This is a genomic window from Prescottella equi (assembly GCF_002094305.1).
GTDB lineage: Bacteria > Actinomycetota > Actinomycetes > Mycobacteriales > Mycobacteriaceae > Prescottella > Prescottella equi.
The window spans coordinates 156,673-182,589 of sequence record NZ_LWTX01000008.1; the positions used below are offsets into that span (position 1 = coordinate 156,673).

Below are 25,917 nucleotides of genomic sequence, written 5' to 3' on the forward strand. Positions count from 1 at the left end.
CTCTCATGCCCCCCTCCTCCTCGACCCTGGATCGACGCGGGTTCCTGCGCGCGACCGGTGCCGGTCTGCTCGGTCTGTCAGCCCTCGCACTGACCGGATGCGGCACCGGTAACTCCTCGACTACCGACACCGGTCCGCTGACCCAGGTGCGGTACGCACTGATCGGCGACGGCAACGCCGAGCCCGGTACCGTGCTGCGCCACGGCCTCGGTGGCTTCGACGTCTCGGCCGACCTCGGCGGGGTCCCGATCCAATGGCCCACAGGGTTCCCGGCGTCGCTGCCTGTCATGGAGGCGATCAAGTCCGGCAGCGTCGACTTCTCCTTCGCGACCGCGACCGCGGTGATCTACGCGATCGGCGGCGGCGTGCCGATCGTTCCGCTCGTCGCGTATCCCCTCCCGTCCGACGAGGTCGACATCCTGGTCCCGCAGGGGTCCACTATCCGATCCGTCACCGATCTGAAGGGCCGCAAAGTCGCCGATCATCGCGGGACCACCGGCACCTACAGTCTGGTGAAGTACCTCGAGTCCGCCGGTCTCACGATCGACGACATCGAGTACGTCAACCTCACCGCCGCGGATGCGGAAGCCGCGTTCGCACAGGGCAAGGTGGACGCGTGGATCACCTGGCAGCCGATGGCGGAACTGGCCCAGCGCAAGCACAACGCCGTCACGCTGCCCGGTGTGCGCACCTACGATTACGCGTTCTTCGTCGCGAGCGAGTCGTTCGCGAACAACCACCCGCAGCAAACCGCCACCCTGGTCCGCAGCGTTCGTGACGCTCAGCGCTGGATCGACGCCAACCCGGAGGCGGCTGTCTCCGAGTTCACCCGCCTCGGAGGGTTCGCCGGCAGCGAGCTCGAAGCCCAGGTCTACCTCGATCTGGTGCGCGCCGGCCGCCTGTCCTATTCCGGGGCCGGAGATTTCACCACGATCGGAGCGGACGCGATAGCGGGCACGCAGGATCTCGCAGACAACTTCCATCGACTCGGCGTGTATCCGGACCGGGTCGATGTGTCCACGTGGCTGCAGGATCCGCGATTCGACTCGATCAAGTCCGTCATCGACCAGGAACTTGCGAAGTAGGTAACGACATGTCCGACAACAAGATGCACCTTGCCGCCTTCGTCACGGCCGGCCCCGGACGCCCTGGTGGCTGGCGATATCCAGGCTCGGTTCCCGGGTGGCTGGACGCTCGGTACTACCAGGACATCGCCCGCACGCTCGAAGACGGCCGCTTCGACCTCGCCTTCTTTGCCGACATCCTCTCGGTGCCGGACCGTTTCGGTTCCAGCACCGACACCCAGTTGCGCAACGGCGCGCTGGGATCCCTGCGCCTCGACCCGCTACACGTGCTGACATCGATGAGCGCAGTCACCGACCGTCTGGGCCTGGCAGCGACCGTCTCGACCACCTATGCACAGCCGTTCACCGTCGCCAGATCGTTCGCGACGCTGGACCACCTGACCGATGGCCGCGCTGCCTGGAACGTCGTCACATCGTTCCAGGAGTCGGAGGCACGAAACTTCGACCGCGACGCACAGTTCCCCCGGGACAAGCGATACGAGCGTGCCGACGAGTTCCTCGAGGTCGCGGGCAAGCTATGGGATTCGTGGGAGGAGGACGCCCTGGTAGTCGACACCGCGACGCCGCTGTTCGCCGATCCCGCAAAGGTGCATGCCATCGAGCACAAGGGCGAGTGGTTCACGGTCCAGGGCCCGCTCAACGTCCCGCGGCCACCCCAGGGGTACCCAGTCGTGATCCAGGCCGGCGCGTCGGCGAAGGGCAAGGACTTCGCAGCGCGTTGGTCGGACGTGATCTTCTGCAGCCATGCATCGTTGGAGTCCGCACAGGACTTCTACGCCGAGATCAAGGGCCGAGCGGCCGCCCACGGCCGGGACCCCGAGCAGGTGAAGATCCTGCCGTCGATTGCGCCGATCATCGGTCCCACCAACGCCATTGCGCACCAGATGTTCGACGAGTTGTTCGAGCTCGTCCCTCCTCTCGGTGGCCTCTCCACACTCGCCTACCACTTGGACGTCGATCTATCGACCTTTCCACTCGACGAGAGGTTGCCCGAGGTCGAGGTACCCGGCGTAGAGGGCCACTACCGCGAGGTCCGAGAGATCACCGAGCGCGAGGGTCTGACGCTGCGCGAACTGGGTAAACAGTACGGAGGTCGCGTCGAGGGCGGCTTCATCGGCACCGCGCCGGAGGTCGCGGACGGTCTCGAGCAGTGGTTCACCGGGGGCGCATGCGACGGCTTCATGGTCCAGGCTCCGTACCAGCCTGGCGGCTTCGAAGACTTCACGAGACTCGTCGTACCGGAGTTGCAGCGGCGGGGCCTCTTCCGCACCGACTACGAGGGCGCCACCCTTCGCGAGAATCTCGGCCTGGCGCGCCCGGATCGCGGCGAGTGGACCAACCGCGTCCCCCGTGCCGCGGCCGGGATCCGATGAGCAACGTCGCTGTCGTCACCGGACACACGATCGCGGGCCGCCCCGGGCGGTACGTGCTCGACGCCCGCGCCAACCACCTTGTCAGCGATTCTCGTCTCGGGCCCGGCGAGTCGATCCAGGCGGGTGAGTTGCTGCTGTCGGCGTTGGCTTCGTGTGCCATGGCGAATTTCGAAGCCAACGCCGCAGCCGAGGGCCTCGGCATGACGAACATCGAGGTGGTCGCCTCGCACGGCCGCGGAACCATCGACCCCACCCGCTACGACTTCACACACGTGACGATCACCGTCGACGGTGTCGAGCAGGCCGACGCGGACACGCTTGCTGCCCGCTTCGTCGCATCCTGTCCGATCTACAACACGATCAGACGTGGCGGCAACATCGAACTGATGGTGATCGCACGCTGACGGCGCTAGGCCATCGACGTCTGGAAAGGCCGATTCCGGACTCGATGGCCTAGCGTGGCGGCATGGACTCGATCGGCTTGCGGATAACCCTGTGTCTGACGTTCGTGATCGCCGGTATCGCGATCACCTGGACCTCACGCGCGGCCGCCACCGGACGCCTTGGGAGGAACTCCCTCGCGGGCATCCGCACCCCGACGACCATGCACAGCGACGAGACCTGGTCCGCTGCACACGGCGCGAGCAGGCCGTGGACCGATATCGGCGGCGGACTCGCGATCGTCGCCGGCCTGAGCGCACTGATCCCGATGCCCGAAGCGATGCTCACCGCTCTCGGCTTCGCCGGCGCCGCGTGCCTGTTGGGGTTCACCCTCGGCGGAGCCTGGGTCGGAGTACGAGCAGCGCGCGAGGTGGCTTCGGACGAGGACACCTCAGAGGCAAGTCGCACCATGGAGCATTGACTCGCACATCAGTTCGAACTAAACTCGTGTCATGAATCCGGGGGGACTCAATTCGTTGGTAACGGTCACCGCACCGCGACCAGAAGACGTGCACACGCTGCCAGAAATCCTGCTGGTGCAGACCGGCCTCGACATCTGCCACGCGATCGAACAACTCGAAGCACTACGTGCAGCCACCGTCGCCGAGATCGACGAGCGCGCAGTCTCGTTCGACACCCTCAGCTTTCGTAGCGTCAAGCAGTGGTTGGCCGCGAACACGTTGCTGGAAGTGCCGGCCGCCGCCCGGATCCTCGCGTTGGGCCGGATGCTGAGCCGGCAGCCCGAGATCGCCGACGCCTTCAACGCCGGCGATATTTCCGCCGAGCACGCGGCGTTGATCGGGAAGTTCTGCGAGACCCCGCCGCGCGGCATGCCGAACGAAGCGCTTGGTTCGTGCCGGAAAGTGTTGCTGGACGCCGCGTCCGGTCCCACCGCGACCACCACGACCGTCCGCACCTGCATCTCCCGGTTGGAGCGGATCTTCGAATCCGACGAACTCCCACCCAGCGAAGACGCCGAGCGCAACGAGTTCCACGCCTCGAAAACGTTGAACGGCCGCGTCGCGGTCAAAGGTGATCTCGACGCCGTCACCGGTGAAATGCTCCTGACCGCACTGTCGGCGCTGACCAAGCCGAGGAATCCGGTCGACGACCCGGCCGAGAAACTCGCCCCGGCGCGGCAGCGGGCGGACGCGTTCGCGGAGATTCTGCGCCGCTACCTCGACTCCGGCGACGCGCCGATCGAGGGCGGGGAGCGGCCGCACCTGTCGCTGCATGTGAACGCCGCCGATCTCGCCCGCAGCGAGTCGGCCCACGAGTGGACGCCCACCGATGACGGGTCGGATCTGTTCGGCGACCAGGACATCGCACGCGTGCCCCACATGGGACCGCTCTCCATTGCAACCGCCCGCAGGCTCGCCTGCGACTGTCACCTCACCCCCATCGTCATGGACGACGGCGTCCCCCTGAATCTGGGGCGCACCAGCAGGACCGTGTCGAGGAAACAGCGCCGCGCCCTGATCGCCCGCGACCACGGCTGCGCCTTCCCCGGCTGCGGCACACCACCCGCCCACTGCGAAGGCCACCACGTAAAGCATTGGGCAGACGGTGGACCCACCGACCTCGACAACCTCGTCCTACTCTGCCGCTACCACCACACCTTGCTGCACCACAGCCACTGGGAAGTCCACATAGGCCCGGACAGAAAGCCGTGGTTCACCCCACCCAGCACCGTCGACCCGCACAAAAAGCCCATCCCCGCACACGGCCGAGCCGGACCCCGCGCGGCCTGATCGACGCCTGCGCGCGGACGTGCACAGGCGCGTGACCACGCAGCGCCGAATCGGGTATACCCCCTCAGGGTATTCTATGTGGGGTTCCGCGAGTACCGAGTTCGAAGAGAAGGGCAGCTTCCATGTCATCGACGGTCGGCATGATCCGCGCTATCGCCTCACATCCCGGTGTCCGAGCAGCCGCGCGATGCGTGGCATTGTGCGCGCTGAGCGCCGCGCAGCAAGGTGTCGTGAGTGAGAAGTCCACCCGGCGAACGCGATCGGTGAACGGCTGCGGCAGCAACGGCTGACGGAGCAGGGCGCTTGCAGAGAACCTGCGGTGGCGTCGACGGCTGCCACCGCAAAGATGGCGCTCGCCGCCTCAGCCCTGCGGTGGTTGCGATTCCACAGCGGCAGCTGCATCGTCCCGGAGCACCCTGGCCGACTCGGCGAACTTCCGAACCTGGGCGTCCTGCCATACGTGTGCCTGAGTACCTCCGCCCAGGACGCGGCTCGCGAGGGCCGACGACGTCGCGATCGGGACGTCGCTGCCGGCGATCACGATGTTGCCGTCGCGTTTGCCCTTCAGCATCGCCGGATCCGCGATGATCGCGGTGTGCTCGAACACCTCGCCGATGGTCGCCGCCTCGGCCCGGGCGCCACGCAGGTCCGGGGTATCACCGCAGTTGACGACGTAGATTCCGCCCGGCGCGAGCACGCGGCGTGCCTGGCGGGTGAACTCGAGGGTGGTCAACGGATGCGGCGTGCTGTTGCCCGCGAACACGTCCCGGACGATCACATCGCGGCTGTCCTCGGTAAGCGTCTCGGTCACCGCCCGCGCCTCCCCCACCCGCACCCGCAGGAGCGGCGCGCGGGGCAGGTCGAACCACTCCCGCACCAGCACGGCGAGTCGGCCGTCCAGCTCGACGACCACCTGCCGCGCATCGGGGTACAGGGACGCGAACGCCCGCGCGAGCGTGCAGGCCCCACCGCCCAGGTGGAGCACACGCAGTTTCGACGACGAATCCCACTGGGAAAGAATCAGTTCCGAGATCCACCGCATGTAGTCGAACGCCAGCGTTCGCGGATCGGCGAGGTCGATGTGGGAACTCGGTTCACCGTTGATCCGCAGGATCCAGCTCTGCTGGTCGAACGGATCCTCCTCGAGCTCGCAGTTTCCCGTATCAATCTCGTAGGTGCCGGCGACAGGCCCGCCGTCGCCACGAGGATCGCGGCCCTCGCTCCTGCGGCCGCCCCGCTGCCTGCCCATCGACGCCATCCCTGCTGCTCACCAGCGCCGCAACCTCAGCAGACGCTCGGATACCAGGGTAGCGGTGGGCGGCAGCGGGACGGCCGCCGGATTCCCCTCCCCTCAAACCGTCGCCGGACGGCTCGCCTCGACGACCTCCCCGATCCACGGCAGCACCGCGTCGCGCACGGTGACGGCACGCGGCAGCAGACCGTTGGCGTGCAACAGGTCGGCCGCACGCTGCTGCTCGTCGAGGAACTCATCGGTCACCGCGCCGATCCCGAAGGGTCGTCCGCGCAGCGCCTGTTCCCATCGGTCCAGGTCGGCCGTACCGCCACGACGCTCCGCGTCCTCGACGAAGAAGCGCGCCGCTTCGCGCGGATTCGCCACGATCCAGGCGTCCGACTCCTGCAGCGCCGCGATCACCGCCTCGAGCTCCGGGCGGCGGGTCTCGGCGAACTCCCGCCGCACGAACCACAGCGACGGGTGGCTGAACAGTCCGTCAGTGTCGACGAGGGTCCGCACCTTCGTCTGCGCCTCCACTTCGGCCAGGCCCGGGTAGGCGCCGACCCACGCATCGATCTCCCCGGCGAGGAGCGCGGCTCCGCCGCGGTCGACGTCGACGTCCACCGGGACGATGTCCGACCACGTGAGGCCGTCGCGGTCCAGTGCCAGCAACACCAGGGTGGTCTGCCACGAGCCGTGCGCGACACCGACCCGCTTGCCGCGCAGGTCCGAAACCGTCCGGATCCCGGACTCCGACAGCGCGACCAGCCGGCCGTTCTCGACCCGCGGTCCCGAGATGCCGACGTACACGAGGTCGCGGCCCTGACCGAGACCGGTGATCGGCGGAGTGAAGCCGGTGCCGATGACGTCGTAACCGCCGGCCTCGAAGAGCCAGTCCGAGTGCAGCGTCGGCAACCCGTGCCGCGGATCGACCCGCTGCGGCGCGGGCAGCTCACGCAGATCGACCCACTCGACGTCCGGCAGGCGGAGTTCGAGCAGTCCGTTGTGGCGCAGCGCGAACAGGGAGTTGTTGTTCGGGAAGTACCCGACTCGAATCGTCATGGGAATGCTCCTGACTGTCCGGGCTCAGACGAGTCCGCGGCGGCGGGCCTCGTCGAGCAGGCCGCTGCGGCCCCACTGGGCGACCAGGTTGGTGGCATCGAAATCGACGGTGCCGCCGACCAGTTCGCCGAGCGCCTGGTACTGCGCACCCTCCTCGAGCAGCACCACGAACTTGGCGAGCTCGAGCAGTCCGGCGCGGCCGATGACGTTGACGCCGCCGTTGGCCTCGAAGATGGCGACGAGATCCGGGTCGTCGACGAGGCGGTCGAGGATGAAATCGCCCGGCGACTGGCTGCGGTCGATGTGCGGTGGGATGTCCCGCGAGAGCGTCAGGCGCTGCGAGGCTGCGTACTTGATGCGCAGCGTGCGGTGGGTCTGCGCCCACCCGCCCAGCCACGGGGTGTGGACGTGCACGATCGACGTGATCTCGGGGTGCTCCCGGAACACCTTGGCGTAGCCGGTGACGAAGCCTGCGGGTCCGTCTCCGGACAGCACCTCGCCGTCGAAGGTCGCGAGAATCGGCTTCGCGCTACGGTCCTCGGCCCACGGTCCGGGCTCGTTGAGCGCGACCGCCAGTTCCTCGCCGGGCACGCGCTCGACGAAGTTGACGGTGCCGTTGGCGGAGACGGTGCCGGTCTCCCGAAACACCCGGAACGCGGTGTCGGCGGCGCGGCGGGCGTCGTCGACGAACGCCTCGATCGCGGGAGTGATTCGGACTTCGGTGCTGGTCATGGAACTGCTCCTATCGGACGAAAAGACTGCGGACCGGGGTGGGCGTGGTGCGGCGCAACAGCGGCAGCACCTCCTCGCCCACGCGGTAGGCCTCTTCGAGGTGGGGGTTGCCGGCGAGGATGAAGGCGTCCACACCGAGATCGATCAGCTGGTCGAGGCGCTCGGCGACCTGCTCGTAGCTGCCTACGAGCCCGAACGCCGGTCCCCCGCGGATGAGACTGAAGCCGCACCACACGTTGGGTTGGACCTCGAGGTCGCGATAACCGGTGATGTTCTCCGGCACCCAGCCCGCGATGCGGGCAGCTCCCACCGAATCACCCTGCGCGGCGCGATTGGCGGCCTCACGATCGACGAACGCCCACCCCTTCTCGATCTCGGCCCACGCCGCTTCCTCGGTGTGCCGCGCGACGACGTCGATGCGCACCGCGAACTTCGGAGTTCGTCCGAGCTTCGCGGAATGCTCGCGGACACCGTCGAACTTGGCGCGCAGGTCCGCGAACGGCTCGAGCCAGGACAGGTAGTAGTCGGCGTGCGCGCCCGCCGCCGCGACCGCCGCACCGGACGACCCCGAGAAGAACACCTCAGGGAAAGGCTGACCCGCCAGCAGCGGTGGCAGTGCGGCACCTTCGGTGCGGAAGAAGCGTCCGTCGTAGTCGAACGGCGCCCCGTCCCACACCCCGCGCAGCACGTCGAGGAACTCGGTGGTGCGCGCGTAGCGGTCGTCGTGCGCGACCTTGTCACCCCACCACAGCTGCGGTGCTCCCCCGCCGCCGCTGATGATGTTGTAGACGAGCCGGCCGCCGGTGGCACGCTGCAGGCTCGCCGACATCCGTGCCGCCTGCACGGGATGCAGGAACCCGGGCTGGAACGCCACCATGAACCGGTACGTGTCGCTCTCCCGCGCCAGCGCCGACGCCGCCGCCCACGGGTCCTCGGTGATCGGGAACGACGGGAGCAAACCCCCGACGAATCCGGCCGACTCCGACGCCTTCACCACCGCCGCCATGTGGTCGATGTAGCTGTACCCGTCGAGTTCACCGCCGCGGATCGCCGGGGCGATGTTGCCGGGACCGTGCCCGCCCGCGTGTCCACGGTTGTAGCGGCGCGGAGTGCGCAGCGACGCGTGGTCGCCCTCCATCCCGATGCGCCAGTAGAAGTCGGTGCTCATGCGGAGATCTCCTGTCCAGCGAGCGTGCGGCCGGCGGGGTCGACGAGGTGCAGCAGGTGTTCCCCGACGCGGTGCAGTTCCTCGAGGTGCGGGTGTCCGGTGAGGACGAAGACCTCGACACCGTCTTCCCGGTAACGCGACAGGGCCTGCGCCACGTCCTCGTAACTGCCGACCAGTCCGATCTGCTGCCGGTAGCCGATGCGGTCGAAGCCGGCCCAACGGGATCCGTCCAACGCGAGCGCGCGCACGTCGGCCGCCGTCGCTTCGGGATGCACCTCACGCCACTGCCGGAGGACCCGGGCCCAGGCCTCGTCGGCGTCCTCGCGGGCGACGATCGGGAGTTCGAGCCCGACGCGAACCTCGCGTCCGAATTCGGCTGCGGTGCCGCGTAGTTCGGAGGCCACGGCGGCGATGCCGTGCGACTGCTCGTCCAACAGGTGCACGTCGCCGTGCTCGGCCGCCAGTGCGATCGCCTCGGGGGACGTCCCGGACAGATACACCGTGGGGGCAGGCAATCCGGAGAGGATTCCGCGGAAGCCGCCGTCGATCACGTCGTAGAACTCGCCCGCGAACTCGAAGCCGGTGCCCCCGAAACGCCCCGGAAGCACCTGCTGCTCGTTCCACACACCGCGTGCGACGGTAAGGAACTCGCGGGCCCGACGGTAGCGGTCGGTCCCGCTGACACCGTCGCCGCGCGAACGCGCATCATCGTCGTCGACGTCCACCCGCACCCGCCAGTCGAGGCGCCCCGCGGACAGCCGCTGCAGCGTCGCCGACAGCTTGGCCGCGTACACCGGGGTGCCGAACGCCGGATGGAACTCGACGGTGACGCGGGCGTGCCGGGTCTGGCGCAGAGCGGTGCCGGCCACCACCCACGAGTCGTCCCCCTCGGGGTCGTACGGAACCACGACGCCGTCGAGACCGGACAGCTCGGCAGCAAGGATCGCCTGGTCGAGGAAGTCGAAACCGTCCCGACGTTCGGACACGGCGCCGACGTGCCGGCCGTCGCCGCGTACCGGCAGCTCCCACAGGAACTCGGTCACGATGCCACCTTCCGTTCGGATGCGAGCAGCTCACGGGCCTGGGCCAGCGGCTCGGGTGCCGCCCACGATGCGAGATCGAAGTCGGTGGCCAGGAAGCCGTGCGTGTAGAGGAACTGCTTCTGGATGTCGAGCAGCTCGAGCCGGTCGGCGTCGAGCGTCGGGTGCAGGTCGCGGTGGAACGTGTCGCCGTACGCGGCCTCGACGCCGGCTGCCCCCGAGTTCGTCTCCCGGGCCAGGACGTCGCGGACCTCGTCGAGGTTGCCGGCGGCCCAGTCGGCGGCCCGCAGCGTCTGCGCGAGGAACGCGGTGACCAGCTCGGGCCGGGACTCGAGCAGGTCGGCGTGCACCGTGATCGGCCGCGGGGTGCCGTTGTTGACGCGCAGCCGCTTCGATGCGGTGGCGTCGAGGTCGACGGCGACCTGCAGACCGTGTTCGCGGGCCACCTCCTGCGCCCGCGCGCCCTTGACGTAGATCGCATCGACATCGCCCTGCAGCAGGGCCTCGACGCCCCACGTGGTGGTGCGTGACCGGGATCCGGTGCGTACCTGCGGGTTCGGCTCGGTCGGCACCTCGACAGTGATGACGTCGGCGAACGTGAGACCGCCCAGGCGCAGCGCCGACGCGAAGCCGTGCAGTGCCATCGCCCGCGGGAAGCTGCGGGCCCGGTCGTCCGCCCACGCGGGGATACCGATGCGCAGACCCGCCAGTTCCGCGGGGGAATCCAGGGATGCGGCCGGTCCGGCCAGGATCGCCTGGGATTCGTCGATCCACGTCAGTCCGACGAGCCGGGTCGGTGCACTCTCGGCCCGCGCCGCGAGCGCGGGCACGTTGCCGCCCTCCCGGATCAAACTCGGCAGCCCGTGGTCGAAATGCCTGCCGGCCAGTTCGGCGTCGGCGTCCTGCAGGATGCCGAACCGCAGCCCGGCGTCGTCGGCCGTCTCGGACAACCAGCCCAGCGAATTCGCGAGCCCACTCGCGGTCGGGACGGGGCACCGTGTGTACCAGAGGGTGTCGAGGGGTGATGCGATGGTCACGGGGTACTCCTTCCGGGGTGGTGAGTGGCGTCTCTGCCGACGCCGAGCTCAGCGAGGAACGCCGCGCGGTAGCGCAGGGCCTCGGGGTCGTTGCGATCGCGGGGACGTGCGAGGTCGATGTCGACATCGACCGCGAACGACCCCTCGTTGAGGATCAGCACGCGATCGGCGAGACGGACGGCCTCGTCGACGTCGTGGGTGACGAGCAGGACAGCAGGCCGGTGCCGAGCGACCAGATCGCCGACCAGGTCCTGCATCTGCAGGCGGGTGAGGGCGTCCAGCGCGGCGAACGGCTCGTCGAGCAGCAGCAGTTCCGGCTCGCGGACCAGTGCCCGAGCCAGCGCGACGCGCTGCGCCTCACCACCGGACAGCGTTGCCGGCCAGTCCCGCTGCTTGCCGGCCAGACCGACCTCGCCGAGCGCCTTGGTCCCGGCCTGCTTCACCGCCGCGCCGCGGCGCTGCCCCACGACGACGTTGCCGAGAACCCGCTTCGACGGGATCAGCCGCGGTTCCTGGTAGACGACGGTGCGCTGGTGCGGGACGAGGATCTCGCCGCCGTCGGGCCGTTCGAGTCCGGTGAGCAGGCGCAACAATGTGGTCTTGCCGGTGCCGCTGGGACCGAGCAGCACGACGAACTCGCCGCGATGAATGGTGAGGTCGACGCCGCCGAGGATCGTCTTGTCGCCGAAGCTCTTCCGGACTCCCTGCAGCCGCACTGCGACCGGTTCCCCGGCGCGGCGGGCGGCAGCGGTCGTCGCCGTCCGCTCCCGCTCCGCGAGCGGAGGCAGGGGGGCCTGCGCCGCGCTCATCGGACTACCGCCAGGCGACGCCAGGGCATCGCGAAGCGTTCGACGACCCGCACGATCGCGTCGAAGACCAGACCGAGGGCCGCGTACAACACCACGCACAGCACCATGTAGTCGGTGCGGTTGTACTCCTGCGCCAGCGTGACCAGGTAGCCGATGCCCTCGCGGGTGCCGACCTGTTCGGCGGCGATGAGTCCGGTGATGCTGAGCGACAGGCAGATCCGCAGTCCCATCAGCACGCCGGGCAGTGCGGCCGGGAGGATGGCCTCGGCGACCAGGCGCCAGCCGGTGAGTCCGAATCCGCGGGCGGCCTCGACCATCTTGCGATCGACGTTGCGGACGCCGAGGTACGTGTAGGCGTACATCGGTGCCACCGTCGCGACCGCGATGAGGACGACCTTGAACGTCTCGTCGATCCCGAACCACGCGATGAACAGCGGCACCAGCGCGAGGAAGGGGACGGCCCGGTTGATCTGCATCGTCGAATCGATGAGCTCCTCACCGAGCGTCGACAGCCCCGACAGAACCCCGAGCACCAAGCCGATGACGGTGCCGAAGAAGACACCGATCGCGGCCCGCTGCAACGACGCGAGCGAGAAGTCGACCAGCTGGCCGGTGGAGTACAGCTCGGCGAACGCGTCCCACACCTTGACCGGCGAGGCCAGCACGGCCTCGGAGATCAGGCCGGTGGCGGATCCGATCCACCACCCTGCGACCAGCACCGCGGGCACCAGCAGACGCAACGGCAGCGACAGCCACGCGGGTCGGCTGCGCTGCCGGCGGTACACGGGGGTCTCGAGCTCGAGCCCCGCCGCCGCGCTCGGGCGTCCCGCGTCCTTCAACGTCGCGGTCACCGTCAGGCTCCCGGCTTCGACGCGGCCGCACCCTGCAGGTCGAACGTCAGATCGGCGGCGGTGAGCTGCCGCTGGATGACGCCGTTTCGGTAGAACAGGTCGGCCACCGACTGTAGATCGGCCTCGTCGGCCGCGGTCGGGTAGCGGAAGTCCGTGACCTGGCCGCCGAGCGCGATCGCGTCGTCGAGGCGCTGGCCGCTCAGTGCGCGCGGCCCGGCCTGCTCGAAGACGTTCTCGAACGCGGCCGGATTCTCGCGCTGACGGCGGGTGAGGTCCTTGGTGACCTCGAGGAACTTCTGCACCACCTCGGGATGCTCCTGCAGCACCGCGGTCCGGCCGGCGATGATCGTGTTGTCGACCGACTTGATGTCGCCCTCCGTGACGATCTCCTTGGCGCCCTTGGCCTTCGCCTCCTGGTACGGCGCCAGGAACGACGCCCACGCGTCGACCTGTCCGGTCGAGAACGCCGATGCCGCGTCGGTCTGCTGCAGCGGCACCCGTTCGACCGAGTCGATCGGGATGTTCGCCTCGGTGAGCGCCTTGAGGACGATGTACTCGCCCTTGGCGGCCGGGTTCACCGCGACCCTCTTGCCCTTGAGGTCCTCGAGCGACGAGATCCCCGACGCGGCGGTGGCGACGATGCCGCTCTGATCCTTGTTGTACGGATCCGACGTCGCGAAGATCCGGACGCCGACGTCCTTGGACAGCGCGCCGACCACCGGACTGTACGCGCCGGTCTGGATGTCCAGTTCACCCGTGTTGAACAGTTTGAGGTTGGAGCTGAATCCCGGTGTGGTCTTGACCCATTCGATCTTGGCCCCGAGCGGGGCGAGCGCACGGTCGAAGTCTCCGTCGCGCTTGCCGACCGCGATCGCCCCGGAGTTGCCCGGGTCGTACACCTTGAGGGTGAAGCTCTGACCGGCCGGAGCGTCGGCCGACGCCGACGCCTCTTCGCCGCCACACGCGACGACCATGCCCGCCAGGGGAACGAGCGCGAGCGCGAGAGCGGCTCGGGGCAGTCGGCGCAAACGGAACATCGGGCACTCCTCGGAGGAAGGGAACACATGAAAAGCGAACGCGCCACATCGATTCGACGGCGTGGTGCGGGGGTGACGGTGAACAACGTTAGGACCGAACGGTCGAGATTCCACCGTTTGCCTTTTACGTGAACACAACGCTTGACACACAGGGGAATTCGTGTCGTCCGGGCCGACAGAGGTTCACATCGCAAGTGGTCCGGTTTAGACTCGCCTGGAGCGGTGAATCGTGATCCCGCGTCGGACATGGGCGCGGGCCCACCCCGAACCGAACGATGGGCGTTCGATGGAACAAACAGGCAGTACCCCGCACAATACCCCCCACACCGGTCGCGGATCCGGCAACGGGTCGATGTCCTTGACCGGCGGCGCGGTGCGCGCAGTCTCCGGCATCGCCGAGGTGACCACGTCGTCCATCGGCGCGCTGGGCGGCGCCGCCGTGGGAGGCCTCGTCGGCGGTGTCCGCGGTGCCGTCGGAGGCGTCGCCGGCGGCACCCGCCGCGGCCTCGAGCGGGGCAGCCACTCCACACCCGCCGCGGTGCTGACGATGGCCGCGGCCGGCGCCGTCGGACTCGTCGAATGGCCGGTGGTCCTGACCGTCGGGGGCGCCGCGCTCGTGCTGCGGCAACTGCACGAGCGCGGCGCGCCCACCGACGGCTCCCGCGCGGACGAGGCCGGCGCGGAGGACGACAGCGCAGCGAAGTCCTCCGCCTCGCGGCCGCCGGGACGTGCCACTTAGGTGCGGATTCCGGGGGTCGGATCACTCGTCGAGCGGGCTCGCAGCCTTCCCGGACGGACGGCGCACGCCGCGATCACGACCGTCACGGTGGGAACCGCCGCGACCGCCGGAGTGCTCACGGGCGTGTTCGCGCCCCCGACCCGATCCCGCGACGCGACAGCCGATGTTCTCCCCCGGGTGCCGACCGCGTGGGACGACGGGGTGCTCTTGGCGCGCGTCATCGCGCTGGCCGCCCACTCGGTAGGGTTCGGGGCCGCGGCCACCGGCCGCCTGTTCCGGGTGCCGCGGCTACCGTCCGCAGTCGCCGCACCGATCGTCCTACTCGACTATCAACCCGCGCTGCGCCGATTGCTCGAGGCGGGCATCGGGCGTCCGCGCACCGACCTCCTCCTCTCGACCCTCACCGCCGCGAGCTTCACGCTCGTGCAGGCGCCGCCCCCGCTCGCGATCGAGGCCCTGCTCCGCGCCTCCGTGGTCGGCGAGGTGCTGGCCAACCGGCGCGCGTGGCTACGGAGCACGCACCGCCCGGTGCCCGAAACCGCTGCCCCCGACCTCGCCGCGGCCGGACCGGTGGACCGTCACCTCGAGCGCGCGGCGTGGGCACAGTTGGGCGGGGTCGCGGCGGTGGGAGCGGCCACCGGGAGCGTCCGAGCGGCGGGAACGGCGGCGCTCGTCACCGCACCCAAGGCGGCCCGCACGGCCCGCGAGTCGTTCGCGAGCACCCTGGGCCGCGGACTGGCCGACGACCACGGTGTGCTGTGCCGCGGGCCCGACGTGCTGCGCCGGCTCGACGCCGTGACCGCGCTCGTCGTCGATCCGCGTGCGCTCCTCACCGCGGACCTGCGGGTGAGCCGGATCCGCGGCGTCGACGACCACCGCCGCGCGGGGGTGTGGGAAGCGGCACGGACGGCGATCGAGTCGGGAGAACTCGACACCGGATGGCACTCCCTGGCCGGCATCGACAACGCTGCCGACCCCGGAGACGATCCCGACGCCGCCGTGCTGATCTCCCCCGTCCGCGACGCGCTGGCGGGCGCCGTGCTCGAACAGGCCCGCCAAGCGGGCATCACCGTGCACTCCGTCGACGACGAGGCGCTGGGCACGTTGCGCTCGGCGTTCGACGACCTCGGAAAGCCCGGCGATTCCACCGATTCCGACCTCCGGTCGACCGTCGAACGCCTGCAGGAATCCGGGGCGACCGTCGCCGTGCTGAGCGTCGACTGCCCCCGAGCCGTGCTCGCCGCCGACGTGAGCCTGGCCCTGCGCCCGGAATCGGCGGCGCCGGCGGATCTGCTGGTGCCGGATCTGGGGGCGGTCTGGCGCATCCTGCGCGCACTGCCCGCCGCCCGCACCGCGAGTCGGCGCGGCATCGAGATCGCTTCCGGCGCGTCACTTCTCGGCTCACTGCTGATGATCCCGGGGACCCACGGGCGCGGCCCGGGGCCCGTCAGTGTCGGCGCCGGTGCGGCCCTGTGGACCGGGCGCAGCCTCGCCCGCGGCGTGCTCCGCGCGGAGCCGCCCCGCCCGAGCCCGCAGCACGACTGGCACGCGATGTCGGTCGACAGGGTGCGCCGGACCGTCGGGTCGCCGCCGCCGAGCCGTGCCGCTGCGGATCCCGGACGGATCGGCACGACGGTCGGCCGAATCCGCGGTCCCGCCTCCGGTGTGTGGGACTTCGGCCGGTCACTGCGCACCGAACTGGCCGATCCGCTCACCCCGATCCTGGCGACCGGTTCGGCGGCCAGTGCCGTGCTCGGGTCTCCCGTAGACGCGATCCTCGTCGGGACGGTTCTGGTCGGCAACGCCGCGCTGTCGGCGGCCCAGCGACTGCATGCCGAACGGCTCCTCACCCGTCTGCTCGCAGGCCAGGACGCCCCGGCACGACGGATCCGCCCGGGCACCGACACCACCGAGTCGGTCGATGCCGCGCTGCTCCGGCCGGGCGACGTGATCGTGGTCCGGCCCGGTGAAGTGGTGCCAGCCGACGGACGACTCGTCGAGGCGGACGGGGTCGAGGTGGACGAGTCGTCGCTCACCGGCGAGTCGATGCCCGTCGACAAGCAGACCGACGCGACTCCCGGTGTGCCGCTCGCGGAACGGACCTGCATGCTGTTCGCCGGCACGACCGTGCTGACCGGCACCGCGACGGCCCTGGTCACGGCCGTCGGCGACGACACCGAGACCGGCCGGGCCGCGGCCCTGTCCCCCGCGCCGGTCCGGAAGGTGGGCCTGCAGTCGCAGTTGCGCGCGCTCACCGACCGGGTGCTCCCGGTCAGCATCGGGGGTGGCGCGCTCGTCACCGCCACGTCGATGCTGCGCGGCGGGGGCCTGCGCTCCGCGGTCACGAGCGGCGTGGCGGTGGCGGTCGCCGCGGTCCCCGAGGGGCTTCCGCTCGTCGCGACGCTGGCACAGCAGGCGGCCGCGCGCCGGCTGACCCGCGCCTCGGTGCTCGTGCGCACCCCGCGGTCGGTCGAGGCCCTCGGCCGCGTGGACGTTGCATGTTTCGACAAGACCGGAACCCTCAGCCAGGACCGGCTTCGGGTGACGCAGATCCGTCCGATCGGCACGTGCGACGACGCCCGGGTGGTCCGCGCGGCCGCCCGGACGTCGGTGACGCCGGACGGGCGCACCGCCGCGCACGCCACCGACCGCGCCGTCGTCGAGGCCGCCGAGGCGACCGAGGAAGGAGCGGAGGCACCGGTCTCGGACGTGGTCCTGCCGTTCCGCGCCGGACGGCCGTACGCGGCGGCGCTGCACGGCACCGAGCTGCTCGTGAAGGGTGCCCCCGAGGTGGTCCTGGCCGCGTGCACCGGTGCCGCTCCCGACGCGCTCGAAACGATCGTCGACGACGTCCGGGCGATGGCGGAGGACGGTCTGCGGGTGATCGCGGTGGCCCGACGCACCGTGCCCGACGACGCGGTCGCGCGGGCCGCCGAGGACCCGGACGTCGTCGAATCCCTGTGCGGCCGTGGACTCGAACCGCTCGGACTGTTGGGTCTGTCCGACACCATCCGCACCGAGGCGACCGACCTGCTGCCCGAACTCGAGGACCGCGGCGTGTCCGTGCGGTTGATCACCGGGGACCATCCGGTGACCGCGGCCGCCATCGCCCGGGACCTGGGACTGGACGTGGACGCCGACGACGTGATGAGCGGGAGCGAATGGGAGTCGCTCTCCCATCGGCGGCAGGAGGTCGCGGTCCGCGAGCGGCGGGTGTTCGCCCGGATGTCCCCCGAGCAGAAGGTGCAGATCGTGCAGACGCTCGAACGTTCCGGGAGCGTGTGCGCGATGGTCGGCGACGGCGCCAACGACGCCGCCGCCATCCGCGCCGCGAGCATCGGGATCGGGGTGACCTCCCACGGCAGTCACCCGGCCCGCAGCGCCGCCGACATCCTGCTGATCGGCGGGCACGTCGACGCCATCCTCGACGCCGTCGACGAGGGCCGGCAGCTGTGGCAACGCGTCCAGTCGGCGGTCGCGGTCCTGCTCGGCGGGAACGCGGGCGAGGTGGCGTTCGCGTTGATCGGCAGCGCGATCGGCGGCCGGGCCCCGCTCAACGCGCGGCAGCTGCTGCTCGTGAACCTGTTCACCGACGCGCTACCCGCCGCGGCGCTCGCCGTGAGCCCGCCCAACCGCAATCACGCCTACGACGGCCGCGGACCGGACAGCGCCGCACTGTGGCGGACCGTCGCGATCCGCGGGACCGCGACCGCCGCCGGCGCCGGCGTCGCGTGGGGCATCGCCTCGCTCACCGGGCGGCCGCGGCGAGCGTCGACGGTGGGACTGGTGGCGTTGGTCGGCGCCCAACTGGGGCAGACACTGATCGACTCCCGCAGTCCCCTCGTGGTCGCGACCGCCGCGGGATCGCTGGCGGCGCTGGCCGGGGTGGTCAGCGTTCCCGGGCTGAGCCAATTCCTCGGATGCACGCCCCTGGGACCGGTCGCGTGGGCGCAGGCGCTGGGCCCGGCGGTGGGCGCGACGGCTGCCGCCGCGCTCGCCCCGCACGCCCTGGCGTGGTGGTCGGCGCGCGACGGCCGGGGTGGTCAGTCGACGACGAGAACCCCGGTCCGCAGCAGCACCGCGTACGCGTGGCGCAACGGCGGCGTGAGCACGGAGGTGACCACACCGGTCAACGGATCCGGTCCCGACGGGCGGACAGCCGAGGCGAACGCGGAGAGCGTGGATAACGAAACGATCACGACTCCCACGATGACGGGCCCAGGTGTACAGCAGGTGAACGACGAGGATGGGCAGGACGAACGATGACCGAAGCAACGCTCGACCGCGGCGCCGACCGGGCGTCGCGCAGCGGGGGATCCCCCGGCTCCGGAGCGCACGACTCGTCAGCGCACGGTCCGGGGTCGCACCGGGACGCCCTCGAACGCATCGCGCAGGGATCGCGGTTCGCGATCCGCCTGCCGCTCATCGGCGACGTCGGTGTCCCCAGGCCGGAGCAACTCGCCTACCTCGGCGCCCTCGGTCTGCTCGCGGCGTTCGAAGTGATCGACTGGCCGGTCGCGCTGGCGATCGCGGTCGGCCACGCGCTCGCCGAGGACCAGCGGCACCGAGCACTGCGCGAGGTGGGCGAGGCGCTCGAGAGCGCGTGACCCTGGATCACGACCGCAGGTGCGCGAGCACCGCGAGGACGCGGCGATGCCCGCTGTCCGACGCCGCGAGCCCGAGCTTGGCGAAGATGTTGCCGATGTGTTTGCTCACCGCGGTGTCGCTCACCACCAACCGGCGCGCGATGTCGCCGTTGCCGAGACCCTCGGCCATCAGTCCCAGCACCTCGGATTCGCGCGGCGTGAGGCTGCGGATCGGATCGTCGGCGCGCCGCCTGCTCATCAGCTGGGAGATCACCTCGGGATCCATCACGGTGCCGCCGCCGACGACGCGCCGGAGGGCGTCGACGAACTCCTCGACCTTGCCGACCCGTTCCTTGAGGAGATAGCCGACCCCGCCCGCACCTCCGGAGAGCAGATCCCCGGCGTAGCGGTCCTCGACGTACGCCGACAGCACCAGCACGGGGAACCCCGGCCGCCGACGCCGGGCCTCGATCGCCGCCTTCAGTCCCTCGTTGGTGAAAGTCGGGGGCATCCGCACATCCAGGACCGCGCCGTCGGGCGGATCGGACTCGAACGATTCCAGGAACTTCTCCGCGTCGTCCACCGCCGCCGTCACCTCGATCCCGACGCTGCCCAGCAGGAGCGCGAGCCCCTCCCGCAGCAGGGCGTCGTCCTCGGCGATCAGAATCCGCACGGTAGTTCCACCTCGAGTCTCGTCGGCCCACCGAGTGGGCTGTCCAACGCCACAGTCCCCTCGAACGCTGCCACGCGCCGCCGGATCCCCGCCAATCCGCTACCGGGCCGCTCCACCGCACCGCCGACCCCGTCGTCGACGACGTCGATCACCATCGTCGCGCCGCCCTCGTCGTCGCGGGTCGCGATGGTCACCTGGACCCGCTCGGCGCCGCTGTGCTTGGCGACGTTGGTGAGGGCCTCGGCGACCACGAAGTACGCCGCGGCCTCGACGGCGGCCGGGGCACGCCGCAGCCCGTCGACGTCGAGCACGCACGACACGGCGCTACGGCCAGCGAGCGCGGAGACCGCACCGCCCAGACCGAGCTCGTCGAGCACGGGCGGGTAGATGTCGTGCACCAGGGTGCGCAGCTCCGACAGCGCGTCCGACGCGGCGTCCTGTGCACGAAGCAGTTGCGGCAGAGCCTGTTCCGGCGCGACGCGCAACGAGCGCTCGGCCATCCCCAGCATCATCACAACCGCGACCAGCCGGTTCTGGGCACCGTCGTGCAGGTCGCGTTCGATGCGTCGCAGCTCGGCGGCATGCGCGTCGAGCGCCGCGGCACGGCTCGCGGTGAGCGCCGAGACCCGCTCGGACAGTTCGGTTTCCCGCCGCGGGGACAACAACCGCGAGGCCAGCGCACACATGCCCCGCGCCATCACGGGGATCGACCACCAGGCCAGTACCGCGTAGCCGACGGCGAACAACGGCATCGGCGCGGCACCCCACCACGACGTCACGGGGTAGATGCTGCTCACCGGCTCGTCGGGCGGTAGTGCCCACCAGTAGAAGGGAATCGCCAAGGTGTTGAGTGCCGCGAGCGGCAGCGCGATCGCCAGCAGGCCCGCCGTCAGGGCCGCGATGGAGTGCACCGCGACCCACGCGAAGTCGCGTCGAGTGGACGGCGCGACGATCAGACGCCGCAGGTCGTCGAAGCCCGGCCGGTCCGGTATCGGCGGGTACCGCTCCCCCACCACCGTCCCGGCATATCGGCCGGCCCGCTGTCGCGCCGACCCGGCCCACCAGCGCAACGCCCGCAGGTACCACGGCAGCGCGAGCCAGCCCACGATGAGCATCAGCGTCGCGGCGATCACCAGACCGACGAACACGAACGCAAACGACACGAGCGCGGCGGCAGCTTCCACCGCGAGGAAGCGGACGGCGCCCCATCGCACCCTCAGTCGTTCGCTCCACGTCATCGGTCCAGCATGCCGCACCGTCCACCCGATGTCGGTACAGCCCGCTACACCATCGGTCGGGCACTTCGATCGGCCGCGACGTCGAGGATCCAGGTGACCCCGAACCGGTCGGTGAGCATGCCGAAGCCGGGCGTCCAAGCCGCCGCGGCGAGCGGTTCGACGATCCGGGCGTCCACCGCCAACCGGTCCCAGTAGTCCCGGATCTCGTCGAGCGTCTGTCCGCGCACGGACACGAAGAACGGCTGATCGGTGACGGTGGTCCCGTTCTCCCGGCGGGTGGATCCCCCGGCCGCCCCGGGGGTGCCCGCGCGGCCGGGAATGTCGTAGGCCATCACCCGGAAGCCGTCTCCGGTCTCGATCTGGCCGAAGACCACGGCGTCGGCACCGGGCGCCTCCCGCGGCATCCCGAGGTCGCCGTAGGTCGCGATCGTGAGATGGCCGCCGAAGACGGTCCGGTAGAACTCGAGGGCTGCGCGGGCGTCGCCGCCGAAGTTGAGGTGAGTGGTCGTGGTGATGCTCATGTCTGCTCCTGGGTGAGAACGTGGCGGGCTTGCCCCTGACCGCACCGACCCTCCCAGGGGTATAGGTCGGATTCCGTCCTACAAGGAACTTACGATCGAAGACATGACAGCGGCCACGTCCCGACTCCTCGCGTTGCTGTCGCTTCTGCAGACGCGCCGGGACTGGCCGGGTTCCACGCTGGCCCAGCGGCTCGACATCAGCCCCCGGACGGTGCGCCGGGACATCGACCGGTTGCGGGAGATGGGATACGCCATCCACGCGACGATGGGGCCCACCGGCGGCTACCGGCTGGACGCCGGCAGCGAACTCCCGCCACTGCTGTTCGACGACGACCAGGCCGTCGCGCTGGCGGTGGCCCTGCAGGCTGCCGCCGCGACCGGCGTCGGGATCGAGGAGGCCGCGATCCGCGCGCTGACCACGGTGAGACAGGTGCTCCCCACCCGCCTGCGCCACCGGCTCGACGTACTCGACTTCACGGCGATCCCGGCGGGAAACGGCCCGAGGGACGACGACCCGGTGGCCGCCGATGTGCTGGTGGCGATCTCCACGGCGATCCGTGCGCGCGAGACGCTCCGCTTCGACTACGCGAACGCCGACGGCGCCCGCACCCGCGAGCCGTCACCGCCGCGACGTGTGCAGCCGCACCACCTGGTGACGTCGAATCGGCGCTGGTACCTGGTCGCGTGGGATCTCGAGCGCGAGGCCTGGCGCGTGTTCCGAGCCGACCGCATCAGTCCACGCATCCCCACCGGACCCCGCTTCACGCCCCGCGAGGTCCCCGGGGCCGACGTGGCCGCGTTCGTCTCCGCACGCTTCAAGGGGTCGTCCCACGTGGACGGGTGGCCGTGCCGCGGAAAGGTCGTCCTCCATCGGCCGGCGTCCGACGTCGTGCCCTTCGCGGGCGACGGCGTGGTCGAGGATCTCGGCCCCGACCGATGCGGCCTCGAACTCGGATCCTGGTCGTGGGTGGCCCTCGCGGCCGGCTTGAACCGCTTCGACACCGACATCGACGTCGTCGGACCGCCGGAACTCGTCGACGCGTTCGCCCGGCTGGCAGGCCGCAACGCGCGGACCGCGTCCGGCAGGTCCTGAACCGGCCGGGGTGGAGCCAGCTACACCATCGATCGGGTATCGCACGGGATGTTCCGGGAAGCCGCCGCTCCATAGCGTTCCTTCCATGTCCTCCTTCGCTTCCAGCCCACCCTTCGTCGAGAGCCCGCCACGGGCCGCCGTCCGTCTCACCGACGTCACCCGAACGTACGGCTCGGGGCGCACCCGGGTCACCGCACTCGACGACGTCAGCCTCACCCTCGCGCCCGGCAGTTTCACTGCGATCATGGGCCCGTCCGGTTCGGGCAAGAGCACGTTTTTGCACTGTGCCGCCGGCCTCGACCAGCCCACCCGCGGCTCGGTGTGGCTCGGCGACACCGAGATCAGTGCGCTGAAACCCAAGGCGCGCACCGTTTTCCGGCGGGATCACATCGGGTTCGTGTTCCAGGCGTACAACCTCATGGCGGCGCTCACGGTCGAACAGAACGTGACGCTGCCGCTGTTGCTCGCCGGGCGCACCGCCGACCGGGGGCATCTCGATCACGTCCTGGACGCGGTCGGACTCGCCGACAAGCGGCACCGCCGTCCGGCCGAGATGTCCGGTGGTCAACAGCAGCGCGTCGCCATCGCGCGCGCGCTCATCACCCAGCCGCACGCGGTGTTCGCGGACGAGCCCACCGGGGCGCTCGACAGCCGTACCGGCCGTCAGGTGCTGGACCTGTTGCGCCGCACCACCACCGAGCTGGGGCAGACGATCGTCATGGTCACGCACGATCCGGTCGCCGCCGCCCACGCGGACCGAGTGGTGTTCCTCGCCGACGGTCGGCTCGTCGGACGGATGGACTCCCCCACCCCCGCCGCGGTCGCCGACCACATGACCCACCTCGGGGAGTGGTGAACGTGGCCGGGCCTCGTCTGCGGACCCTGGCGCGCGCCAACATCCGCGCCCGACGCGGTAGCTTCGCGGCCGTGTTCGTCGCGGTGTTCTGCGCCGCGCTCCTCACGTGCGCGCTCGGCGTGCTGTTCGAATCGGGAATCCGGGGCGGCGTCGCCCCACACCGTTACGCGGGCGCCGACGTCGTGGTCGGGGCGGCGCAAGCCCTCGACGTGCGCGAGGACATCGACCAGCCGTACGTCGAACGGGCGTTGCTGCCGGAGTCCGTCGTCGGCGAACTCGCCGCAATGCCGGGGGTCCGCGGCGCCGTCGCCGACCTCGGCGTTCCCCTCACCACCGACGCCGGCGCACCGCTGGACGCGCACGGGTGGGCATCGAGCGTCCTCGCGCCGTACACGCTGACGTCCGGCCGGGCGCCGGTGTCGCCGGACGAGGTCGTCGTGACCGGGCCGGGCACCGTCGGTGATCGGATCACGCTGCGGCACGGTGGGATCGGCGAAGAGTACGCGGTGGTCGGCATCGCGGCGGCACCCGACGCCGAACCGGCCGACCGGCAACCGGCGGTGTTCGTGTCCGATGCCCGGATCCGCGGGCTGTGGCCGCACGGCGACCGGGTCGCCGCGGTGGGTGTGCTCGCCGACGAGGGCACCGATGCCGCCGCGCTGGCCGCCCGGGTCCGTGACCACCTGCCCGGCCTCGACGTGCGCACCTACACCGGCCCCGCTCGCGGCGACGTCGAATATCTCGACGCCGGTGCGGCCCGCAGCGAACTGATGATGCTGTCCGGATCGTTCGCGGGCCTGGCGATCCTCATCGCGATGTTCGTGGTGGCGAGCACGCTGTCGCTGTCGATCCAGCAGCGCCGACGCGAGTTCGCGTTGCTCCGCGCGATGGGCGCCACACCGGGCCAGGTGCATCGCCTGGTCGGCAGCGAGGTGCTGCTGGTCGCCGGCGTCGCCGCGCTGCTCGGTGCGGGTCCCGGCTATGCGCTCGCACGGGTCCTCGGGGCACAGTTCGCCGAGGCCGGTGTGTTGTCGTCGGATTTCGCGCTCGCGTACAGCCCGCTCCCGGCCGTGGTCGGGGTTCTGCTGGCCGTCGTCACCGCGCGGATCGCCGCGGCGGTCGCCGCCCGACGTCCGGCCCGTCTGGATCCCACCGAGGCGCTGCGGGAGTCGGCCGTGGAGCCGTCCTCCATCGGTAAGGGCCGACTCGTCACGGGGCTCGTGTTCGGCGCAGGAGGTCTGGCCACGTCGATGCTCCCGGCAGTACTGCCCGGACAGGCCGCGCTGGCCGGCGCGGGTGCTTCCGCCGTCCTGCTGGTGATCTCGGTGGCGCTATTGGGCCCGATGCTGGTCGGCGGCGCGGTCCGAGTGTTCGGCGGACCGCTGCGCCGCAGCGCGTCGCCCGCGCTCGTGCTGGCCGCCGCCAACTCCGGGGCCCGGGCCCGCCGTCTCGCCGCCGCCATCACCCCGCTGGCACTCGCCATCGCGATCGGCTCGGTCCAGCTGTTCACGCAGGACACCGTCGCCGCGGCCGCCGACCACCAGTCCCGCGCGGGCATCACCGCCGATCTCGTCGTCACCGCTCCCGCCGGACTGGCTCCCGACCTCGTCGACGCAATCGAAGCGGAACCCGCTGTGCGCGCGGCCAATCCGATCACCCGGACGCAGGCGTTGTTCACGACCGGTGGCGATTCGCCGTCCACCGACCCGTACCCGGTCCAGGGCATCGATCCCGCAGCGACGGACTCCACCCTCGACCTCGACGTCCGCGACGGCGACCTCGGACAGCTGCGCGAGGGCACCGTCGCCCTCAGCACCGACGCGGCATTCTCCATGAGCGCGGGTGTGGGAGATACCGTGCCACTGCGACTCGGCGACGGCACACTCGTCACCCCCACGGTGATCGCGACGTACGGCCGCGGACTCGGCTTCGGCGACGTCACACTCCCTACCCCGCAGGTGCTGGCACACACCACCACAGGACTGACCGACATGCTCCTCGTCGCCGCCGAACCAGGCCGCGTCGACGAGGCCCGGGCCGCGATCACCGCGACGGGCGGCGTCGTGGTCTCCGATCGCGCCGAGTTCGCCGCCGCCGGGCAGGAGCAGCGCCGCACGCAGGCCTGGGTGAGCATCGTGGCACTCGCGGTCCTGCTCGGCTACCTCGCCGTCGCGGTGGTGAACACCCTCGTACTCGCAACCGCCGAGCGAGGCCGAGAGTTCGCGCTGCTGCGACTCGTCGGCGCGAGCAGTCGGCAGGTGCGCGGCATGATGCGCGCCGAGTCGGTGATCGTGGTGACCGTCGCGGCCGTGGTGGGATCGCTCATCGCGCTGCCCCCGCTCGCGGGTGTCGCGGCCGCGGTGTCCGGCCGTCCGATCCCGAGCGTCGACCCGCGCGTCTACGCCCTCATCCTCGGGGTGACGGTCCTGCTGGGGCTCGTCGCGATCGCGATTCCGACGCGGACCGCGATGCGCCAGGACCCGGTGACGGCGATCGGGACCCGCGAATAGGAGCGGGAACGCGCGATGGCGCGGCCGGAAAACCGCTCGCGTGGATTCCGGCCGCGCTGTTAGCTTCGACAGCGACGCCCG

General features: G+C 70.7%; 23 protein-coding genes and 1 pseudogene. 11 read left to right on the plus strand and 13 right to left on the minus strand.

Features of this window, described 5'->3' with window-relative positions; translation table 11 throughout:
- Window positions 1–5: 5 nt before the first annotated feature.
- The 5 genes from A6I89_RS19050 (at window position 6) to A6I89_RS19070 (ending at window position 4,650) form a co-directional block, all read left to right on the plus strand.
- Window positions 6–1,085, plus strand: coding sequence for an NrtA/SsuA/CpmA family ABC transporter substrate-binding protein (locus A6I89_RS19050; RefSeq protein ID WP_022595019.1), 1,080 nt, complete (start codon window positions 6–8; stop codon window positions 1,083–1,085).
- Window positions 1,086–1,093: 8 nt separating this feature from the next.
- The gene (locus tag A6I89_RS19055; RefSeq protein WP_022595018.1) at window positions 1,094–2,458 is read left to right on the plus strand and encodes an LLM class flavin-dependent oxidoreductase; all 1,365 of its coding nucleotides are present in this window, start codon (window positions 1,094–1,096) and stop codon (window positions 2,456–2,458) included.
- On the plus strand, window positions 2,455–2,862 hold the full coding sequence (locus A6I89_RS19060; protein WP_044990778.1) for an OsmC family protein: 408 nt from the start codon (window positions 2,455–2,457) through the stop codon (window positions 2,860–2,862). The genes A6I89_RS19055 and A6I89_RS19060 overlap by 4 nt, the downstream gene beginning before the upstream one ends.
- 62 nt (window positions 2,863–2,924) lie before the next feature.
- Window positions 2,925–3,320, plus strand: a complete 396-nt coding sequence (locus A6I89_RS19065) for an SdpI family protein (protein ID WP_022595016.1) — start codon at window positions 2,925–2,927, stop codon at window positions 3,318–3,320.
- Between the two features lie 31 nt (window positions 3,321–3,351).
- Entirely contained in the window at window positions 3,352–4,650 is a 1,299-nt protein-coding gene (locus A6I89_RS19070; RefSeq protein WP_084967911.1) for an HNH endonuclease signature motif containing protein, read from the plus strand.
- Between the two features lie 361 nt (window positions 4,651–5,011).
- Here A6I89_RS19070 and A6I89_RS19075 read toward each other — a convergent pair whose 3' ends face one another.
- The 9 genes from A6I89_RS19075 to A6I89_RS19115 form a co-directional block, all read right to left on the minus strand.
- Window positions 5,012–5,899, minus strand: coding sequence for a spermidine synthase (locus tag A6I89_RS19075; protein ID WP_172504519.1), 888 nt, complete (start codon window positions 5,897–5,899; stop codon window positions 5,012–5,014).
- Window positions 5,900–6,001: 102 nt separating this feature from the next.
- Window positions 6,002–6,946, minus strand: coding sequence for an ABC transporter substrate-binding protein (locus A6I89_RS19080; protein ID WP_022595013.1), 945 nt, complete (start codon window positions 6,944–6,946; stop codon window positions 6,002–6,004).
- A 24-nt stretch (window positions 6,947–6,970) separates the two neighbouring features.
- A complete protein-coding gene (locus A6I89_RS19085) occupies window positions 6,971–7,678 on the minus strand; it encodes a class II aldolase/adducin family protein (protein ID WP_022595012.1) in 708 nt (235 codons plus the stop codon).
- Between the two features lie 10 nt (window positions 7,679–7,688).
- Window positions 7,689–8,846, minus strand: a complete 1,158-nt coding sequence (locus tag A6I89_RS19090; protein ID WP_022595011.1) for an LLM class flavin-dependent oxidoreductase — start codon at window positions 8,844–8,846, stop codon at window positions 7,689–7,691.
- Window positions 8,843–9,889 (minus strand): LLM class flavin-dependent oxidoreductase, encoded by a 1,047-nt coding sequence (locus A6I89_RS19095; RefSeq protein WP_022595010.1) that lies wholly within the window; start codon window positions 9,887–9,889, stop codon window positions 8,843–8,845. The genes A6I89_RS19090 and A6I89_RS19095 overlap by 4 nt, the downstream gene beginning before the upstream one ends.
- Window positions 9,886–10,923 carry an ABC transporter substrate-binding protein gene (locus A6I89_RS19100; RefSeq protein ID WP_022595009.1) on the minus strand — a complete coding sequence of 346 codons (1,038 nt, stop codon included), beginning with the start codon at window positions 10,921–10,923 and terminating at the stop codon, window positions 9,886–9,888. Before A6I89_RS19100 ends, A6I89_RS19095 begins: the two co-directional genes overlap by 4 nt.
- On the minus strand, window positions 10,920–11,732 hold the full coding sequence (locus tag A6I89_RS19105; RefSeq protein ID WP_005514240.1) for an ABC transporter ATP-binding protein: 813 nt from the start codon (window positions 11,730–11,732) through the stop codon (window positions 10,920–10,922). The genes A6I89_RS19100 and A6I89_RS19105 overlap by 4 nt, the downstream gene beginning before the upstream one ends.
- Entirely contained in the window at window positions 11,729–12,583 is an 855-nt protein-coding gene (locus tag A6I89_RS19110) for an ABC transporter permease (protein WP_022595008.1), read from the minus strand. The genes A6I89_RS19105 and A6I89_RS19110 overlap by 4 nt, the downstream gene beginning before the upstream one ends.
- 2 nt (window positions 12,584–12,585) lie before the next feature.
- Entirely contained in the window at window positions 12,586–13,620 is a 1,035-nt protein-coding gene (locus tag A6I89_RS19115; RefSeq protein ID WP_022595007.1) for an NrtA/SsuA/CpmA family ABC transporter substrate-binding protein, read from the minus strand.
- Between the two features lie 352 nt (window positions 13,621–13,972).
- Between A6I89_RS19115 and A6I89_RS19120 the strand changes: the two genes are divergently transcribed.
- Both A6I89_RS19120 and A6I89_RS25125 read left to right on the plus strand, forming a co-directional pair.
- Complete coding sequence (locus A6I89_RS19120; RefSeq protein WP_005514244.1) at window positions 13,973–14,359, plus strand: hypothetical protein; 387 nt, start codon at window positions 13,973–13,975, stop codon at window positions 14,357–14,359.
- 1,551 nt (window positions 14,360–15,910) lie between these two features.
- Window positions 15,911–18,337 (plus strand): annotated as a pseudogene (locus tag A6I89_RS25125) (cation-translocating P-type ATPase); the annotation flags it as partial.
- Window positions 18,338–18,402: 65 nt separating this feature from the next.
- Here A6I89_RS25125 and A6I89_RS25130 read toward each other — a convergent pair.
- On the minus strand, window positions 18,403–18,696 hold the full coding sequence (locus A6I89_RS25130) for an Rv1535 domain-containing protein (protein WP_390893132.1): 294 nt from the start codon (window positions 18,694–18,696) through the stop codon (window positions 18,403–18,405).
- Between A6I89_RS25130 and A6I89_RS25040 the strand changes: the two genes are divergently transcribed.
- A complete protein-coding gene (locus A6I89_RS25040) occupies window positions 18,622–18,966 on the plus strand; it encodes a hypothetical protein (protein WP_022595005.1) in 345 nt (114 codons plus the stop codon). The genes A6I89_RS25130 and A6I89_RS25040 overlap by 75 nt on opposite strands.
- A gap of 7 nt (window positions 18,967–18,973) precedes the next feature.
- On the opposite strand, the gene A6I89_RS19135 is transcribed toward A6I89_RS25040, so the two are convergent.
- Genes A6I89_RS19135 through A6I89_RS19145 form a run of 3 tightly spaced genes read right to left on the minus strand, consistent with a single transcriptional unit; the run spans window position 18,974 to window position 21,377 of the window.
- A complete protein-coding gene (locus tag A6I89_RS19135) occupies window positions 18,974–19,618 on the minus strand; it encodes a response regulator (RefSeq protein WP_005514250.1) in 645 nt (214 codons plus the stop codon).
- Window positions 19,606–20,856: a sensor histidine kinase gene (locus A6I89_RS19140; protein WP_022595004.1), complete on the minus strand. Its 1,251-nt coding sequence runs from the start codon at window positions 20,854–20,856 to the stop codon at window positions 19,606–19,608. Before A6I89_RS19140 ends, A6I89_RS19135 begins: the two co-directional genes overlap by 13 nt.
- A gap of 44 nt (window positions 20,857–20,900) precedes the next feature.
- Window positions 20,901–21,377, minus strand: coding sequence for a VOC family protein (locus A6I89_RS19145; protein ID WP_022595003.1), 477 nt, complete (start codon window positions 21,375–21,377; stop codon window positions 20,901–20,903).
- Between the two features lie 103 nt (window positions 21,378–21,480).
- Here A6I89_RS19145 and A6I89_RS19150 point away from each other — a divergent pair, with 103 nt between their 5' ends.
- From A6I89_RS19150 to A6I89_RS19160, 3 genes are all read left to right on the plus strand, one after another.
- Window positions 21,481–22,470: a helix-turn-helix transcriptional regulator gene (locus A6I89_RS19150; protein ID WP_022595002.1), complete on the plus strand. Its 990-nt coding sequence runs from the start codon at window positions 21,481–21,483 to the stop codon at window positions 22,468–22,470.
- Window positions 22,471–22,555: 85 nt separating this feature from the next.
- Window positions 22,556–23,326 carry an ABC transporter ATP-binding protein gene (locus A6I89_RS19155; RefSeq protein WP_060934528.1) on the plus strand — a complete coding sequence of 257 codons (771 nt, stop codon included), beginning with the start codon at window positions 22,556–22,558 and terminating at the stop codon, window positions 23,324–23,326.
- 2 nt (window positions 23,327–23,328) lie between these two features.
- Window positions 23,329–25,836: an FtsX-like permease family protein gene (locus A6I89_RS19160; protein WP_232244705.1), complete on the plus strand. Its 2,508-nt coding sequence runs from the start codon at window positions 23,329–23,331 to the stop codon at window positions 25,834–25,836.
- Window positions 25,837–25,917 lie beyond the last annotated feature (81 nt).